Origin of the sequence: Streptomyces sp. NBC_00461, from assembly GCF_036013935.1 — a bacterium.
Lineage (GTDB): Bacteria > Actinomycetota > Actinomycetes > Streptomycetales > Streptomycetaceae > Streptomyces.
Genome location: NZ_CP107902.1, coordinates 8969900 through 8986765, shown reverse-complemented (window position 1 = coordinate 8986765; position 16866 = coordinate 8969900). Strand labels below are relative to the sequence as shown.

Genomic DNA, 16866 nt, shown 5'->3' with positions numbered 1-16866 from the left:
TCAGGCCCTCCTGGCATGATCACGGCGTGACCAGTGAGCGTGTGCAGCCCGGCCCCAGGAAGTGCGTCCTCTTCGACGTCGACGGCACGTTGATCGACGCTGTGGACAACCAGCGTCGGGTCTGGGCAAGTTGGGCGGGGCGATACGGACTGGACGCGACTGAGGTCTATCGGGTGGCCCTGCGGACACGGCCGATGGAGACCTTCGCAAAGGTGGCTCCGGACCAGGACCCAAGGGAGTGCCTGGCTGCGCTGCACGAACTGGAGGACGAGGACGTCCGGTCCGGCGTCTATGCGGCGTTCGACGGCGCGTCGCAGCTGCTGGGCACCCTGCCGTCGGGGGCGTGGGCGCTCGTGACCTCCAACTACGAGCACCGGGTGCGCAGGCGATTTGCTCGGACGGGCCTGCGCATCCCGCGCGTCATCGTGGACGCCGCCGCAGTGGAAGAAGGCAAACCCTCGCCCGTGCCCTACCTGTTGGCCGCCGAGCAACTCGGTGTCCGGCCCGAGAACTGCCTGGTCATTGAGGACGCCCCGTCCGGAGTCGAAGCAGGGCTGCGGGCCGGTATGACGGTGTGGGGCGTCAACACCGCGGCTGCGGTGGCCGGCGTACACCGTCACTTCGCGAGCCTGCGCGAAGCGGTCCCCGATAACCTCGCCTTCGCCCGGCTGGAGGGATCAGCCGGAGTGGGATGATCACGGTGTGGCTGGTGTGATCACGGCGTCGGAGTCGTCCTGGATAGCCCCGTTCACCGGGCTCAACCCGCGCCAGTTCGCCAAGCTGGTGACCGTGCTGCGGCGTGCGGGCGCAGACGCGGTTCGCAGGGGGCGGCCGTGGAGCCTGTCTCTGGAAGATCGGGCGCTGCTGGTCGCGGCGTACTGGCGAACCAACTTGACGATGCGCCAGCTCGCCCTGTTGTTCGGGGTGTCGAAGTCGGCCGCCGACCGCATCATCGACGACCTGGGGCCGAAGCTCGCGCTGCAGCCGCGCAAGCGGTTTGCAAGGGACGCCGTGCTGATCGTGGATGGCACTCTGGTGCCGACCCGCGACCACACGGTGGCCGAGCAGTCCAAGAACTATCGGTACTCCACCAACCATCAGGTCGTCATCGACGCCGATACCCGTCTCGTCGTCCTGGTCGGTCGGCCCGTGCCCGGCAACCGCAACGACTGCAAGGCGTGGGAGGAATCCGGTGCAAAGGCTGCTGTCGGCGCCACAACGACGATTGCCGACGGCGACTACCCCGGTACCGGCCTGGTGATGCCACACCGTCGCCGCAAGGGCGAGGAGTTGACCGCATGGAAAGAGGAGCACAACAAGTCTCACAAACAAGTCCGCGCCCGCGTCGAGCACGTCTTCGCGCGCATGAAGGGCTGGAAAATACTGCGAGACTGCCGTCTCAAAGGTGACGGTGTCTACCACGCCATGTGCGGCATCGCCCGCCTGCACAACCTCGCCCTCGCCGGATAGAGAGCGGTCCGCCAGTCAGCCGATCTCACTCTCTCGCGCTAAAGATCATTTACGGGACGGCCCTTAGGGAACGGGTTTCGGATTCCCCCATGAAGCAGCAGATTACGAAGGTCGCTCGCGGAATCTGCGAGTGATTGCGGGAATCTCACACCCTTGAGGGACACCTCGAACACTGGTCTTCTACCTGCTGGCTTCGCCCGATCACAGCCCTGGTGACGATGCATGAACCCGTGCGTACTCCAGTTCCGCCAACGTCACCCGTCTTCCCCCTGCACGTCGACGCGGGCGGCCCGAATGAGGGTGATCGACGCGATGCTGCGCGAACGCTCCCGGCGCTGGCCCCGCTGCACAACCCCCACCTGATCGTCAGCCGGGTGACCGCCGCCGGCCCCCGCCGGACCGCCCGTGAACAATGCTCCGGGAGCTCATCGTCCCCACCGGCCTGACCCCCACCAGGCTGCGCGTCGACCGCATCCTCGACGAGGCCCGCCACACCGCCGACCCCCTCCACCTCATGCACCTGTTCGCCATCTCCGCCGTCGCCCACACCCGCGCCACCCACCCCGAACACTTCGCCACCGACCCCACCCGCGCCTGACCAGCCTCCGCGAAGGATCAACGGACGGTAGCCGAATCGGCAGCCCGTGGTGAGTGGCCCGGCCTCGGGACTGGTGAGCTCGCATGTTCAGGTGTCGCGTATTCGCTGACGGCGGCCTGGCTGCATTGACGGTAGTGATTGATGTAGACGGCGCACCTTCGGCTCGGCGGGTGTAGGAAGATCCCGGCATGGACACCTGCGACAGTCATCAGACCGTGCAATCGCCGCGGTTACGGCCCGGGAATCGAGTGCGGATCGTCTCTCCAGCCAGTCCACCCAGCCGCGAAGGAGTCGCCCGTGGCGTCGAGCTACTGACGTCATGGGGGCTGCGGGTCGAGTTGGGCGAGCACGTCTTCGACCAATGGGGGTATATGGCTGGCCGAGATGAGGATCGCCTCTTCGACCTGAACTCCGCGTTCGGTGACCCGGGAGTCCGCGGGGTGATTGCCACCCGGGGCGGCAAAGGCGCATACCGCATCGTCGACGACCTGGACATCGACGCCCTGCGGCGCGACCCAAAACCCTTGGTCGGCTTCAGCGACATCACCCACCTCCACCTTGCCCTGTGGGCGCGATGCGGTCTGTCCTCGCTGCATGGCCCGTTCGCCAACTGGAGCGACGACTGGTCCGGGCCGGCGTCGGCCGAAGCCCTTCGCCGCGCGCTGATGACCACTGACCCCGTGATCATCCACCGGGACACCAGCCAAGCCAGCGCGGCGGTCACCGTCGAGGGCACCGCGACCGGCGTCTTGGTCGGCGGCAACCTTGACGTGATCCGCACCGAAGCCGGAGCCGGTCTGCCGAGCCTTGAGGGGGCGATCCTCTTTCTCGAACACCAGAGAGGTACAGGGCTGGGAGAGGTCGACCGCGCACTGACCCAGCTGACCCGTACTGGGGCCCTGGAGGGGCTGTGCGGTGTCGCACTTGGCCAGTTCATCGGCTTCGACCAGGATGCCGATGATCCAACCCTGGGGGGATGGGGCATCGCCGACGTCCTGCGTGACCGGCTGACTCGCCTGGGTGTTCCTGTTCTCGGCGGGCTCCCTGCCGGACACGGCCTGCATCCTCCGACCATCCCGCTCGGCACTCAGGCCACGCTCGACACCGCCGAAGGAACCTTGACGGTTCAGCCGGCCGTCGCCTGACCGTCGACCGCCTTACCCAGCGTGCAAGGCCCGCGCGGCGGTGATTGATCGGCCAGTCAATCACCGTGTGTGGTCGCCGGGGGCGTATCGGCTCCAGGTGCCGCCGACTTCGGTGACCAGTCGGGTGGCGGTCTTGTCGTGGTGCCGAGTGCCTTCGCGATGACGGGGGCCGCGGCCTGGAGGAGGAGCTGTCGGATCGTGGAGGCCCTGTCACGCTGTGGAGGAACGCCGATCTCACGCAGATGGACTTGGAGGCTGACCGGGTTCATCGGCTGTCCGGGCCGGCGGCCGGGGAAGAGCCACCGTGAACTTCTGCTGCTGGCGTAGGGCAGGTCTGGTGGACTGGATGTATGCCCGCATCAGGTCGGCGACAGGCTCCGGCAGCAGGGACGGCGGGTCTCCCAACTGGACGATGACGGTGGTCTCGTCGTCGGTGACGTCGTCTGCTCGTCCGGCCGCAGCAGCGGCAGACCGTCAATCAGGTGCAGCCGAGCAGACCCTGGAACGAGACCATCCCCACCCATCCGCCATTGCTCTCCGTCTATCGCATCTGACGCGAGAATTTCGCATCAGCTGCAACTCGGGAGAGTCTTCGCAGTTCAATCGCTCGATGGAGTGAGACCCGCAGATGTCCGCCGACAAGACCACTACCGTACTTGCGAGGCCAACACCCCTCGCGGGACCGCTTCTATTCGGTTCTGAGCCCGCTTCCAGGACGGGTGTCGCCTATTCGCATCCGATGCAATTGGCGTCGGTAAGAGCAATGGAACAGTGGTTGGCGTTAAGCATTGACCGACGTCATGGACGCCGTGGACGGCGGGCGTTCCCGCCGGTTACCCGTGCTTGTCCGGTTCGGTGTCGGCTGGTCGTGTCGGACATTCAGCAAGACCACCGTCGTCGTCATCACCGCGAAGTCCGCCGGGCGCAGGGTCTTCGGCCTCGCCACCGCAGGCGTCCGTCTCGCTTGACCTCTTGCGCGTCAGTCCGGCAGCCAGTGCAGCTCGCGCGCCAGGGTTTTGGCGACGGCACGGATGCGACGGTGCAGTGGCGACTGCTCGCGTGGGAGGACCAGGTGGATCGTCAGGCTGGGCGCGCCTCGCAGCGGTCGCCAGGTGAGACCGGCCGGTGATGCCGTGGCCGCGGCTTCTCCGGCCGGGGCGAGGGTGACCCCGTCGCGCAGGTCGCGCTGAGACATGTCGAAAGAGACTGCGGGCGTGTGGAATCGGGGGTGTGGTCGGGCGTCTCGGAACAGTGCGGACAGCTGATCGTGGATCACGGGGTTGGCCGCACGGTCCGGGAGCCGTAGCGGATACGCGGCCGCGTCGGCGATCTCGATCTCCGGGTGTTCGGCCAGCGGATGGTGCTGCGCCAGCTGGACCCCGATGCGCATACGCCGCAGCAGGAATCGGCGCACGCCACGGCCCGGCTGTTCACCGCGGGTGATCCCGGCATCGATGCGGCCGTCGGCGACCGCGGGGGAGATCTCCGGTGTCGCCATCGGGACCGCGCCGACCTCGAGTCCGCTGTTGCCGCGAATCAGCCTGTCCACCAGGGCCGGTACCGTCTCGGCCCCGGTGCTGAGGCTGTATCCGATGCGCAGCGTGCCCAGTTCACCGACCGCCGCGCTTCGGGCGGTGTCCCACGCCCGGTCCAGTGCCGCCAGCGCGGGCGGCGCGGACTCCGCCAAAGCCGCACCGGCCGTGGTCAATACGACGCTACGCGTGTTGCGGACCAGCAGGGCCGTACCGAGTTCCGCCTCTAATCGGCGCATCCGGGCGCTGAGTGCCGGCTGTGCGATACCGATCTGCGCGGCCGCGCGGGTGAAGTTCAACTCCTGCGCCAGCACCAGGAAGTACCGCAGGCTCACCGTATCCGGCGCCACATGCCCTCCCTGCCGATTGATAACGATCCGTTCTGAGTCTATCCCGTACCGGTCTTTCCCTCGACCGCACAGCAAGCCCTAACCTGCGCATATGACGATCCAACTGACCGCAATACCCGTCGCCGGGATCGATCGATCTGAGTGTCACTTCGAAGGCGGACGTGTCCGGCCGAACACAGGAGGTTTCCATGGCTAAGGGCTACTGGGTCAGTGTCTACCCCGCCATTTCGGACCCTGAGACGCTGACTGCCTACGGCAAGCTGGCCCGTCCGGCTGTCCAGGCTGGGGGCGGGCGCGTCCTGTCCCGTGGCGGTCGAGTCGTCGCCCACGAGGCCGGAATCACGCAACGCGTCGTTCTGATCGAGTTCGACAGCCTTGAACAGGCCGTCGCGGCATACGAGAGCGAGGCATACCAGAAGGCGCTGGTGGCCCTCCCCGACGGCTTCGAGCGCGACTTCCGCATCATCGAAGGCATCGACTGACCGGCGGGCCCAGCCATCGCTGAGCATCCGTCACCTGATACGTACACGGTGCTGAACGACGACTCACGAGACGAGTTCGAAGCCATGCCCCGCGTCCCAGTTCGTCGTCGACGTCCTCGACGGCCTGATCCCTGTCGGGCGGGCCGCGAGGCGGAGTTCGGGGCAGCCGACACATCATTGCCCGACAACCGACTTGCCCAATGAACGCCGGGCGGCACCCATTCCCGCCGGCGGTGCCGCACCAGCAGGACCTGCGTCGGCGTGCTGTCGAAGACCCACACCTCGGCGGCCAACGGCGGGTTCAGCGCCACCTGCGGGTGCAGCAGCCGCTCCAGGGTCATCTGCCGGAGAGTACGGCGAGCCTCTGACAGTCATGCTTCCCACTACGGCCCCTTCCCGGCGGGCGTCTGGCTGCCTACCGTTCGGCTCATGGATCTGGATCACCAACAGGACGCGTCTGTACGGCATTTCGACCACTGTCCGTGGCTGTTCGCCGAGGCCGCGAGCGAGGAGCAGCGGCATGCCCAGCGGGCGCGGCAGCAAGCAGTCGGCGGGGACAGCGGGATCGGCGAACGGTGCTACGTCGCCCATTCCGCGGCGGTGTTCCCGGACCGGTTGCGCCTGGGCGACCACTCGTACATCGCCGCGCACGCCTATGTCACCGGGGAGTTGACCACCGGAGCGGACTGCACGCTGAACCCGTTCACCACGGTGCGGGGCACGATCGTGCTGGGCGACGGCGTACGGATCGGCGCGCACACGTCCCTGCTCGGCTTCAACCATTCGATGGCACCCGATCGTCCGGTCTTCCAACAGCCGCTCAGCAGCAGGGGGATCAAGGTCGGGGACGACGTGTGGATCGGCTCGCACGTGGTCGTGGTGGACGGGGTGACCATCGGGGACCACTGCGTCATCGGCGCGGGAGCCGTCGTCACCAAGGATCTCCCGGCGTGGACGGTGGCGGCCGGGAATCCGGCACGTCCCCTCCGCGACCGCCGGGACTCCCCCACCACGACTCCCACCGCTCCGGCTCCCCAAGGCCCGCTGACCCGGTTCGCCGACACCGCCCGCGCGCAGGCGGCCGACATCCTCGCGCGCTGCTGGGACGGCGAGCGGTACGTCGACCGTCCCGGTAGGACACCCACCGTGCGGGCGCACTGCGACGCCGTGGAGATCGCCGGCCTGCTGCTGGGCTCGGCGCCCGAGCAGCTGACCACCGACGAGCATGTGCGGCGACTGCACACCGCGCAGGATCCGCAGACCGGTCTGGTGCCGGAACTGGGCGAACCGGCGCCTGCGGCGGACGACGACGGCTTCATCGGTGAGGGTGCCGCGCTCTACCACATCCTGTCGGTCGGCTACGCGCTCGACCTGCTGGGCGCCTCCTTCCGTCATCCGGTGCGCGGGGCACGAGAGATGACGGCACGTCAACTCATCACGCGGGTCGAGGAGTTGCCGTGGCGCGACGGCGTGTGGGGTGCCGGTGCATGGATCGACGCCTGGGCCACGGCCGTGCACTGGAATCTGCGGCACGGGGACGGGAGCGGCGGCCAGGACGGCGGTGCGCCGGAAGCGTTGTTCGGCTGGCTGGTCACCCGGGCCGACCCGTGGACCGGCATGTGGGGCAGCGCGTCGCCCGAGGACGGGCGGTTGCAGGTCGTCAACGGCTACTACCGGCTGACGCGCGGCTCCTTCGCCCAGTTCGGGCTGCCGGTGCCGTATCCGGAGCGGGTCGTGGACGCGGTTCTGGACCACGCCCGCGACTCCCGCCACTTCGGTGCGGGCCGGGAGAACGCCTGCAACGTGCTGGACGTAATCCACCCCTTGTGGCTGTGCAGCCGACAGCTCGGTGCGGGCTCCGGGGGCGACGGCTACCGTACGGCCGAGATCCGGGCCTGGGCCGAGGGGCAGCTGGCCGCCGTCCTGCCCCGCTGGCACGACGGCCGGGGGTTCGGCTTCGGGCCCACGGGCCCCGGCCCCGAACCGGGTCTTCAAGGGACCGAGATGTGGCTCGCGATCATCTGGTATCTCGCTGACCTGCTGGGCCGTTCCGACGACCTCGGCTACCGGCCACGCGGCGTCCACCGCCCCGAGCCGGCACGCACAGGCCTCGACAGCCAGCACATCTAGCTCCTCCAACGGCCGCTTCCTGCAGGCCTGTTGCCTCTCGCCTGTCACCTGCCACTACCGGTCACTACCGGCGCCGCCACGGCAGCACCGCCGGGTCGGTCTCGGCACTCTCGGCCCGGTGCAGGGCGTCGCTGATGGCTTCACCGATCTCCGCGAACTGCCGTACCTGTTCCGGGGTGAGCGCGTCGAACACGGCCCGGCGCACGGCGTCGACATGTCCCGGGGCGGCCCGCTCCAGCAGGGCCTTGCCCCCGTCGGTGAGGACGGCGAGCTGGCCGCGGCCGTCGTCAGGGTCCTCCCTGCGGTCCACGAGGCCGACTTCGCGCAACCGGTTCACGGCGTGGGTGAGCCGGCTGCGAGTGATCTTGAGCCGTTGGGCCAGCTCGGACATGCCGAGAACACCGTCGGGCGTGGAGGAGAGGTGGGCGAGCAGGCTGTAGTCGGCGTGCGTCATACCGGCGTCACGCCGCAGCTGCCGGTTCAGATGGTCGGCGAGCAGGGTGGAGAAGTCGACGTAGGCCAGCCAGGCCCGTCGTTCGTCGGCGTTGAGCCAGCGTGGCGTCGTGGACATGGGCACACTCTACCGACCACTAGTTTGAACCTTCAATCACTCAACCCGGTGGCGCCACGGTTCGCCCGGTGGTCAGTGGGAGTCCGTGAACTCCGGCTCCCGGCTCGCCTCAACCGACACCGACGGCTCCGCGGTACGGGCCTCGCCGGCCGTCCGGCGGCCGGGCAGCACCGCGAGGACGATCAGCGTTCCGGCGGCCATGATGATCCCGCCGATCAGACTGGTCCGGGCGACGCCGTGGGCGAACGACTCGTGCACGGCGTCGACCAGGGCCTGCGCCTGCTGCGCCCCGCCGGTGGGGTTCTTCGCGACCTCTTCGGCGACCGCCAGGCCGCCGCCCACCGAGTCCTTGGCGGTGTCCAGGGCGGCGGCCGGGAGGTGGCCGCCGATCATCTCGGTCAGCTTGTCGCGGTAGGCGGTGCCGAGCAGCGAGCCGAGGATCGCGATGCCGAGGGAGCCGCCGAGCTCCAGCGCGGTGTCGTTGGCTCCACCGCCGACGCCCAGCTCGCTCTCCGGGAAGGAACCCATGATCGTGTCGGTGGCCGGGGACACGCTCAGACCGATCGCGAAGCCGAGGAGCGCCATCGTCGGCAGGAAGTCGGTGTACGTCGAGTTCTTGTCGATCTGAGTGAGCAGGAAGACGCCGAACGTGCCGATCGCCATGCCGGCCGCCACCATCGGCTTCATCCCCAGCTTCGGCGTCAGCCGGCCGGTGATCGCGGCGCCGACGAAGACGGCACCGGCCAGCGGCAGCAGCCGTACCCCGGTCTCCAGGGCGTCGTAGCCGAGGACGAACTGCAGGAACTGCGTGGCGTAGTAGATCGCACCGAAGGTGCCGAAGAAGAAGAACAGCACCGCCAGCATGGAGCCGCTGAAGGGACGCAGCCGGAACCTGCGGACGTCCAGCATGGGGTGCGGGTGGCGCAACTCCCAGGCGACGAAGGCCACCAGGCCAAGCCCTGCCACCACGGCGGCGGCGATCGGGCCGGCGCCCCACCCGAAGTGCGGGCCCTCGATGGTCGCGTAGACCAGGCTGCCGACGGAGACGATGGAGAGCAGACCGCCCACGTAGTCGATACGGCCCATCGTCGCCGCCCTGGAGGGCGGGACCAGCGTCAGGGCGCCGATGACCGCGGCGACGGCGATGGGGACGTTGATCAGGAAGGTGGAGCCCCAGGCGTGGTCCCCCAGCAGGTACCCGGCAACCAGGGGGCCCACGGCGATCGCGAGCCCGGAGGTGGCGGTCCAGGCCGTGATGGCCTTGGCGCGCTCACTCCTGGGGAAGATCGCGACGAGCAGTGACAGCGTGGCCGGCATCACCACCGCGGCACCGACACCCATGATCGCCCGGGCCGTGATGACCAGGCCGGTCTGGTGGACCAGGCTGCCCATCACGGAACCGCCGGCGAAGATCACCAGGCCGGCGACGAGTGCGCCGCGGCGGCTGTACTTGTCGCCGATCGAGCCCAGGAGCAGCATCAGCGCCGCGTACGGGACGGTGTAGCCGTCGATGACCCACTGCAGGTCGCTGCTGCTCAGCCCGAGGTCCTTCGTCATGCCCGGCGCCGCCACGATCAACGATGTGTTCGCCATGACCACGATCAGCAGGCTCAGACACAGGACCAGCAGGGCCCACCAGCGCCGCGCGTAGGGCCCGGCCATCTTCTCCACGGGGGTGTTGGCAAGGGAGGGCATCGGTGGCTCCTAGCGGTCGAGTTAATTGCCCATCGATGTGCAGACTAGTTTGTTGCTCATCGATGGGCAAATATCACCGGTCGGTGACCGCGGCCGGGCTCAGCGCCCGAGTCAGGCCGCCTCCTCCAACGCGTCTTCGGCGTCTTCGGCGTTTTCGCGGTGCTCGGTGCTGTCGTCGGCGGGCCGCCGGTGGAGCAGTACCAGTGCCGTGCCCGCGGCCAGGCCCAGTGCGGGCAGCGCGGGGAATCGGCCGTCGTAGGCGAAGCCGCGCGTGGCGAAGCGGGTCAGGGCGAGGGCGCCGGAGGCCAGGCCCGGCCACAGCAGCCAGACGCGGTACGGGCCGGTGTCGGGGCGGGCCCGCTCGTACCACTTGATCAGGTTGCCCTCCCACGGCCGTAGCGCCGACACCGCGACGCTCAGGACGACGCCGAGCACCAGGAGCCAGGGCGCTCGCAGGGCCCACCAGTCCGCCGATCCGAGGGCGGGCTCGGGCGCGAGGCCGGTGAGGTAGAACGCGGCGGCGGCCACCAGCACCGGCAGCATGTGCCACAGGTACAGCGTCATGCTGACGCCGCCCATGCGGCGCACCACCCGCCACACACGCTCGTGTTCCAGGACGCGCCGCAGCGCCGGTGCGGCGAGCAGACAGGCGCCCACCTGGGCGACCGCCCAGGACAGCATCGCCGCGGACGGCGGATCGGTGTTGCTGGGCGTCTGACCGGTCACCAGGATCAGGCTGACCGGGAAGGGGCCGACGGCGACCAGCGCCGCGTAGGCGAGTGCGCCGCCCGCGGCCATCATCGCCGGCAGCAGCGGCCGGTGTTCGGTCAGCAGGCCGTCGCGCCAGCAGAAGCCCAGTTGGTAGGCGACGCCCCAGACGAGTACGTGGTCGAGCAGGCCGACGTAGGGTGCGTGCACCGTGAGAACCAGCGCGTCGGCGATCAGGGCGAAGGCGGCCATGGCCACGGGGACGGCGAGCCCCCAACGCCGGTGCGCCGCGTGCAGCACCGGCGTCAGGGCGCTGAGGAGCAGATACACCGGCAGGAACCAGAACTGCATGGCCATGGCCCACCCGACGAGGGCGAGGGTGCCCGGATCCGCGCCGACCGCCGCGCAGACCGCGACGGCGAGCAGGACCAGGCCGCTGTAGAGGGCTGTCGGCAGCAGCAGGCGCACGGCCCGCCGCCCCACCCAGCCGGCCGCCGTACCGCCCGCCGAGCGTGTCCGCACCCAGGAGCCGCCCGCCGCATGACCTCCGGCCAGGAAGAACAGCGGCATGATCTGGAACAGCAGGGTCAGCCACTGGGTCCAGGGCACACGCGCCAGCAGCTCCGGCGCGGTGAGTTCGCCGTCGGGCCCGTGCATCAGGGCGGTGATCAGCCAGTGGCCGAGCACGACCAGGACGATCGCCCACGCACGCAGGAAGTCGACGTAGCGGTCTCGGCTCATGCGTCGCATGCTTCCGCAGCCCCGCCGTCGAGAGGGCCAGAAGTCCGGGCCGCAACCGATCCGTGCCCGGTATGAGATCACCCGGAACCGGACGTCACCTCTGCCGGGCCCTCACCTCTGCGGGGCTCACGCCTCCGGGACGGGCTCCCCGGGCGGCACGGTCGCCGCGACCTCCTCGACCACTGCGGTCGCCCGCTTCTCCGGCACGCCTGCCGCGATGAGCGTGGCCACGGCCGTACGGGTCCCGTCGTCCTCCAGCGCCCCGGTGTTCACATCCTCCAGCAGCGCGACCGTCATCCCCTCAAGTCCCGCGCTCAGCACGGCGGGCGGCAGATGCGAGTGAAAGACACCGTCCCGCTGTCCTCGCGCCAGGATGGCCGTGGCGACCTCACGGGCCGGGGCCAGGACCTCGGTCACGCGCTCCGCACCCAGGTCACGCCGGGCCAGCCCCAGCAGCATCCGATAGCGGTCGCCCACCGGCCACAGGGAGAGCACGAAGTAAGCGAGCGCCCTCTCGGCCGGCTCCTCGGGCCGTGCCCCGCGCACGAGCGCCAGCCGCAGCGTCTCGGACGCCTCTTCGGTGAGTGCCTCCAGCAGGGCCGCGCGGCCGGGGAAATGACCGAAGAGCGTGCGCCGTACGACACCTGCGGCTCGCGCGAGTTCCTCCAGGGTGACGTCGGGATTGCGCCCGAGCTCCTGTCGGGCCGTGGCCAGGATGCGTGCCCTGTTCGACCGCGAGTTGCGGCGCAGCGGCTCACGGGCGGCGGCGGGCTTGGTCACGGATCAACCTCGGCGGACGTGTCGGCGGGACGGCTGAGCAGGAGGAACGGCGGGTCCATTTTGGCACGGCACCTCGCAGCGGGTTCCGCGTCCGGGCGCCGAGTTCGACGGCTGGGGAGGCGCCGGCCGCCGGCCGAAGCGCGCACGTCAGCCATTCTGTCCGAGAACGAACAGCTGCCCGGACGGTCACCCGGGGGTGGCACGGTGACCGGGACCCGCGTCCCGGAGTACCGAAGCCGCCGGCCCCCACCAGCCTTGAGCTGCTTGCTTCTTGACGGCTCGACACGGCCCGGACTTCTGTCACGGCGCCTCGACGCGAGCGGGGCCAGGCAGCCGTCCCGCGTTACCGACGGTCCAGATATGGCCAGATTCAGCCGCGCATCGTGTGCGGTGTGACAATCATCTGTCACTGTGCGCTTCTTCCAGTGTCGAGCGTTTTCGGTGTCATCGGGAGGGATGCGTGTGCTGAGACGGGAGACGTTCCGGCTTCCCCGCCATCCGGCTTCGGTCGGCTTCGCCCGGTACCGGGTGCGGCAACATCTGGCCGCCTGGGGGTACGGCAAGGGTGAGGACATGACGGAGAGGGTCGTCCTGCTGGCCTCCGAGCTGGCGGCGAACGTCGTCCGTCACGGACCCATCCTTGAGCGCGAGTTCGAGATGGCGGTGACGGCGCGGGCCGACGGCTCCTGTTTCATAGCCGTCTCCGACGAGAGTTCCGCGCCGCCCGTCCTGCACGAGGTGCCGACGGCGGACGACGAGAAGGGGCGCGGTCTGCACCTCGTCGACCAGCTCGCCCAGACCTGGGGAGTACGGCCCCGGGGGCGGCAGGGCAAGACCGTCTGGGCGGTGGTACGTCATCATCCGGGTCCGCGTTCCGTCGCCGGCATGCCGTCATCGAGATCGGTGAGTGCGACGATCCAGGCTCCGCAGGCGCAGCGCAGGTAGCACATCACCCCCTGCGAGGTGCGATGCCAGGACAGCCGGCCATGCCGTCCTGGAGCTGCGCGGGTTGCCGCACAAACCGCTCAGGAAGTCGACCGGTCAAAAGGTCACCGGCGGAGACCGGGGCGGTCCAGCGCCGGGCCGCCGCGTGCCGAGGAACGCCGTTCGAGCCGATCGAGGACGGTCTCGCCCCACTGGAGGTTCGCCTGCTCCAGGGCGATCCCGCCCAGCAGGGTGAGGTAGGGGCCGATGCGCTCGGCGGTGGCGAGGTAGTCCTCCTCGCTGCGGCCGTCCAGCATGCGCTCCTGCATGCGCCGGTAGCGGGCCAGCTTGGCGGTGGCCCGCTCGTGGCGCTCGGCGACCGCAGCCCGTACGGCGTCGAACTCCGCGACGTCTCCGATGTCGACGCACTGGACCTTGACCATCAGCTCGTCGCGCAGGGCCAGCGGTTTGACCGGGGTCTCGCCGACGTAGTCGCGCAGGACCCCGAGTCCGGTCTCGGTGAGCGAGAAGAGCCGCTTGTTGGGGCGGCGCTCCTGCTGGACGACCCGGGCGGAGACGAGCCCCTCGCTCTCCATGCGCTCCAGCTCGCGGTAGAGCTGCTGGGGGGTGGCCATCCAGAAGTTGGCGACCGAGGCCTCGAAGCCTTTCGCGAGGTCGTATCCGGAGGCCTCGCCCTCCAGAAGCGCGGCCATCACCGCGTTACGCAGAGCCATTCGCCCAATTTATCAGCTTGTTGATTAGTCAAGAGGGCGACTATCGAGGCCCTCCGTGAACGCGGTCACCGGGAGCAACTCGGGCCGCTTGGCCAGGCGCCCGTCGCCGGACGAGCGGCCCCGTACCCGCCGCACGATCCAGGGGCCCAGGAAGCCGCCGGCCCAGCGCAGTTCGGCACCGATGACTCGCAGGCCGGTGCGCGCCATCGCGTCGGGAGGCAGGGGCCGTGTCCAGCTGTCGTCGCTGCCCGGGAGGTCCAGGGCGTGGGCGACCGCGGCCGCGATGAGGGCGTGGCCGCGCGGGCTGGCGTGCAGTCGGTCGGCGCTCCACATCCGGGCGTCGGTCACCGCCGGGTGGGGCGCCGAGTCGACCATCACGACGCCGTGCCGCTGGGCCGCCTCCCGGATGCGGGCGTTCAGGGCGACGACGCGTGGTGCGAGCAGCCGGGCCGAGGGGGCGATCCGGCCGATGTCGGGGAAGGTGAGCGTCGCGACACGGGCGCCCTGCCCGGTGAGCGCGGCGAACATGGCCTCCAGGTGACCGGCGACCTCGTCCGCGTCGAACCGGGGTCGCAGCACGTCATTGACGCCGGCGACGACCGTGGCGAGGTCGGGCCGCAGCGCCAGGGCGGGCGCCAGCTGCCCGGCGCGCACCTGCCCGGCCAGCCGCCCCCGCACGGCGAGGTTGGCGTACAGCAGCCCCCGACTCTCCTCGGCGATGTGCTCGGCGAGCCGGTCCGCCCAGCCGCGCAGCCCCCGGACGTCGTCGCCGTCGCCGACGCCTTCGGTGTGGCTGTCGCCCAGGGCGACGTACCGCAGATATCCGTTGTCTGCCACGAGCACCGTCCGCCTTCCGCCCCGCCGGCGTCACGCCGACAAGGGAGGACTAATTGCCTATTCGCATTGTTGACTATAGCTGGGCGCCGGGCCGAGGTGAAAGCGCTGCTCATCGGCTCACAGTTGCGTCAGTGAACAGACAATCCACCGTCGACGAAGAGGGCCTGCCCCGTGACGTACGCGGAGGCGCGGCTCGCCAGGAACACGGCTGCGCCCGCGAAGTCCTCGGCGAGGCCGTTGCGCCCGACCATCGTGCGGGCGGCCAGGGCCGCGACCTTCTCGGGGTCGGACGACAGGCGCTCGTTGAGCGGCGTCATCACGAAACCGGGCACGAGCGTGTTGCAGGTGACGCCGTGCGGCGACCAGGCCTCGGCCTGTGACCGGGCCAGCGACTCCAGCGCCCCCTTGGACACCCCGTAGGCGCCGCTCTGAACGAAAGCCCGGTGCGCCTGCTGGGAGGTGATGTGGATGATGCGCCCGAAGCCCCGTTCGGCCATGCCGGGTCCGAAGCGCTGGCCCAGCAGATAGGGCGCCTCCAGGTTCACCGCCATCGTGGTGTCCCAGACCTCCTCGCCCAACTCCCCCATCGGCGGCCGCAGGTTGACGCCCGCGCTGTTGACGAGGATGTCGGGTTCCCCGAAGGCCTCGGCCGCCTTCTCGGCCGCCGCCCGCACGCCGTCGCGGCTGCCGAGGTCGCCGCCCACCCAGGCCGCCCGGCAGCCGTCGGCCGTCAACTCATCGACCGTGGCGGCCAGTTCCGCCTCCTTGCGCGCCACCACCACGACGCTCGCCCCGGCACGGGCGAGGGCCCCGGCGATCGCCCGCCCGATGCCGGAACTGCCGCCGGTCACCACGGCGACTCGGCCGTCCAGCGAGAACAATGCGGAGAGGTAGGTCTGCGAGGTCATCTCCGCACCCTAGACACAGCACCCGCCGTGTCGCGGCCCCGGGCCACCCGGCGTGCACGACCGTCAGGGCCGAGCCGGTTTCTCAGGCGGTGGTGCAGCCGAGTTGGCGCCTCATGTAGGGGGTCATGTGCCTGTGGGAGGGGAAGCGAGCCTAGCGCTTGAGGTTTAAAGTTCGGCTTGGGGTCGTGTGGGCATTCTGTGAAGCCAGGTCGCAGGCGGCGGCGCACCTGGCTGGTCAGTCGGGCAACCTCTCCAGTGTCGCGGCGACGCCTGCCTGACCGATGGCGTCGATGAGGGCCTGGCCGATCACCGAGACGGGCTCGCGGGCCGGGAGGACCAGGCCGATGCGTTCCGTGCGGACCGGGCTGACCAGGGGGACGGCGTGCATGCCTGCGGGGACGCCGAAGACGTGGAGCCAGGCGTGCGGCACGACGCTCGCCCATTGACCGGCTCTGACCTGCGCGAACAGGGAGGCGATCGAATCGGTCTCGACCCGCGGGGTCACGGCGGCGCCCACCGCCTCGAACACCGCGTCGAGGACCTGGCGCCCCTGCATCATGGGGTGCAGCAGGCACAGGGGATAGCGGGCCGCCTCCTCCCAGGAGATCTCGGCGGGGCCCGCGTCGGGGGCGGAGCGCTGCATCAGGAGTACGTAGCGTTCCCGGTACAGGGGGACGAACTTGAAGTCGTGTGCCACGACGGAGCTGTGGTACGTCACCGCGGCGTCGAGTTCGTACGTCCGGAGCCTGTTCACGATGTCCTCGGCCTGCAGGTCGGCGAAGACCTGGACCGTCGCCAGCGGGTTGGCCGCGCAGAACGGCTGGGTCAGCAGCGCGACCGCCGTGGACGCGGTCGGGACGGTCCCGATGCGCAGCCGGCCACTCAGCCCGGCTCGCAGTGCCTGGATCTCGCCCTGCATCGCGTCCCGGTCGGCCAGTATGCGCTGCGCCCACAGGACGACACGCTCGCCCTCCGGTGTGAATCCGTCGAACCTGCGCCCTCGCCGGACCAGGGGGATGCCGAGCTCCTCCTCCAGTTTCCGGATGCCCTCGGACAGGGCCGGCTGGGAGACGTAGCAGGCCCCCGCCGCCTTCGCGAAGTGGCGGGCGCGGGCGAGGGCGACGAGGTACTCGAGTTGGCGGAGCAGCACGTTCCAATGATCCACCGCACCGGCCCGTACGGCACCGGTGGCCTCCGTCACGGTGCCGTGATCGGTGTGGCCTCTCAGGCGATAGGAACTTCCGCTTTGACCTGGCCCGAC

The 16866-nt window shown here is 69.8% G+C and carries 16 protein-coding genes; 7 read left to right on the top strand and 9 right to left on the bottom strand.

All coding sequences use genetic code 11. From position 1 onward, the window contains the following. Positions 1-26: 26 nt before the first annotated feature. The 4 genes from OG870_RS41625 to OG870_RS41610 all read left to right on the top strand — a co-directional run bounded on the left by OG870_RS41625 (position 27) and on the right by OG870_RS41610 (position 3213). Entirely contained in the window at positions 27-695 is a 669-nt protein-coding gene (locus tag OG870_RS41625; RefSeq protein WP_266592194.1) for an HAD family hydrolase, read from the top strand. 7 nt (positions 696-702) lie between these two features. Next, positions 703-1470, top strand: a complete 768-nt coding sequence (locus OG870_RS41620) for a transposase (RefSeq protein WP_327692041.1) — start codon at positions 703-705, stop codon at positions 1468-1470. A 412-nt stretch (positions 1471-1882) separates the two neighbouring features. Next, positions 1883-2068, top strand: a complete 186-nt coding sequence (locus tag OG870_RS41615; RefSeq protein WP_266592190.1) for a hypothetical protein — start codon at positions 1883-1885, stop codon at positions 2066-2068. A gap of 188 nt (positions 2069-2256) precedes the next feature. Beyond that, positions 2257-3213, top strand: coding sequence for a S66 peptidase family protein (locus tag OG870_RS41610; RefSeq protein ID WP_266592188.1), 957 nt, complete (start codon positions 2257-2259; stop codon positions 3211-3213). Between the two features lie 979 nt (positions 3214-4192). On the opposite strand, the gene OG870_RS41605 is transcribed toward OG870_RS41610, so the two are convergent. Continuing rightward, on the bottom strand, positions 4193-5095 hold the full coding sequence (locus OG870_RS41605) for a LysR family transcriptional regulator (RefSeq protein ID WP_266592184.1): 903 nt from the start codon (positions 5093-5095) through the stop codon (positions 4193-4195). 188 nt (positions 5096-5283) lie between these two features. On the opposite strand from OG870_RS41605, the gene OG870_RS41600 reads away from it, so the two are divergent. Further along, on the top strand, positions 5284-5577 hold the full coding sequence (locus tag OG870_RS41600) for a DUF1330 domain-containing protein (protein ID WP_266531103.1): 294 nt from the start codon (positions 5284-5286) through the stop codon (positions 5575-5577). 429 nt (positions 5578-6006) lie between these two features. Beyond that, positions 6007-7707, top strand: a complete 1701-nt coding sequence (locus tag OG870_RS41595) for an acyltransferase (protein WP_266592182.1) — start codon at positions 6007-6009, stop codon at positions 7705-7707. Positions 7708-7771: 64 nt separating this feature from the next. Here OG870_RS41595 and OG870_RS41590 read toward each other — a convergent pair whose 3' ends face one another. The 4 genes from OG870_RS41590 to OG870_RS41575 all read right to left on the bottom strand — a co-directional run bounded on the left by OG870_RS41590 (position 7772) and on the right by OG870_RS41575 (position 12202). Further along, the gene (locus tag OG870_RS41590; protein WP_266531107.1) at positions 7772-8278 is read right to left on the bottom strand and encodes a MarR family winged helix-turn-helix transcriptional regulator; all 507 of its coding nucleotides are present in this window, start codon (positions 8276-8278) and stop codon (positions 7772-7774) included. Between the two features lie 72 nt (positions 8279-8350). Next, a complete protein-coding gene (locus OG870_RS41585; RefSeq protein WP_327692040.1) occupies positions 8351-9973 on the bottom strand; it encodes an MFS transporter in 1623 nt (540 codons plus the stop codon). Positions 9974-10084: 111 nt separating this feature from the next. Then, the gene (locus OG870_RS41580; RefSeq protein WP_266592178.1) at positions 10085-11422 is read right to left on the bottom strand and encodes an acyltransferase family protein; all 1338 of its coding nucleotides are present in this window, start codon (positions 11420-11422) and stop codon (positions 10085-10087) included. Between the two features lie 126 nt (positions 11423-11548). Further along, positions 11549-12202, bottom strand: coding sequence for a TetR/AcrR family transcriptional regulator (locus tag OG870_RS41575; RefSeq protein WP_266531113.1), 654 nt, complete (start codon positions 12200-12202; stop codon positions 11549-11551). Between the two features lie 462 nt (positions 12203-12664). On the opposite strand from OG870_RS41575, the gene OG870_RS41570 reads away from it, so the two are divergent. Next, a complete protein-coding gene (locus tag OG870_RS41570; RefSeq protein WP_266531131.1) occupies positions 12665-13147 on the top strand; it encodes an ATP-binding protein in 483 nt (160 codons plus the stop codon). Between the two features lie 104 nt (positions 13148-13251). Here OG870_RS41570 and OG870_RS41565 read toward each other — a convergent pair whose 3' ends face one another. The 4 genes from OG870_RS41565 to OG870_RS41550 all read right to left on the bottom strand — a co-directional run bounded on the left by OG870_RS41565 (position 13252) and on the right by OG870_RS41550 (position 16755). Beyond that, complete coding sequence (locus OG870_RS41565; RefSeq protein WP_266531115.1) at positions 13252-13860, bottom strand: PadR family transcriptional regulator; 609 nt, start codon at positions 13858-13860, stop codon at positions 13252-13254. Between the two features lie 24 nt (positions 13861-13884). Beyond that, on the bottom strand, positions 13885-14697 hold the full coding sequence (locus OG870_RS41560) for an SGNH/GDSL hydrolase family protein (RefSeq protein WP_266592176.1): 813 nt from the start codon (positions 14695-14697) through the stop codon (positions 13885-13887). Between the two features lie 128 nt (positions 14698-14825). Then, positions 14826-15605, bottom strand: coding sequence for an SDR family NAD(P)-dependent oxidoreductase (locus tag OG870_RS41555; RefSeq protein ID WP_266592174.1), 780 nt, complete (start codon positions 15603-15605; stop codon positions 14826-14828). A gap of 235 nt (positions 15606-15840) precedes the next feature. Beyond that, positions 15841-16755 (bottom strand): LysR family transcriptional regulator, encoded by a 915-nt coding sequence (locus tag OG870_RS41550; protein WP_266531132.1) that lies wholly within the window; start codon positions 16753-16755, stop codon positions 15841-15843. Positions 16756-16866 lie beyond the last annotated feature (111 nt).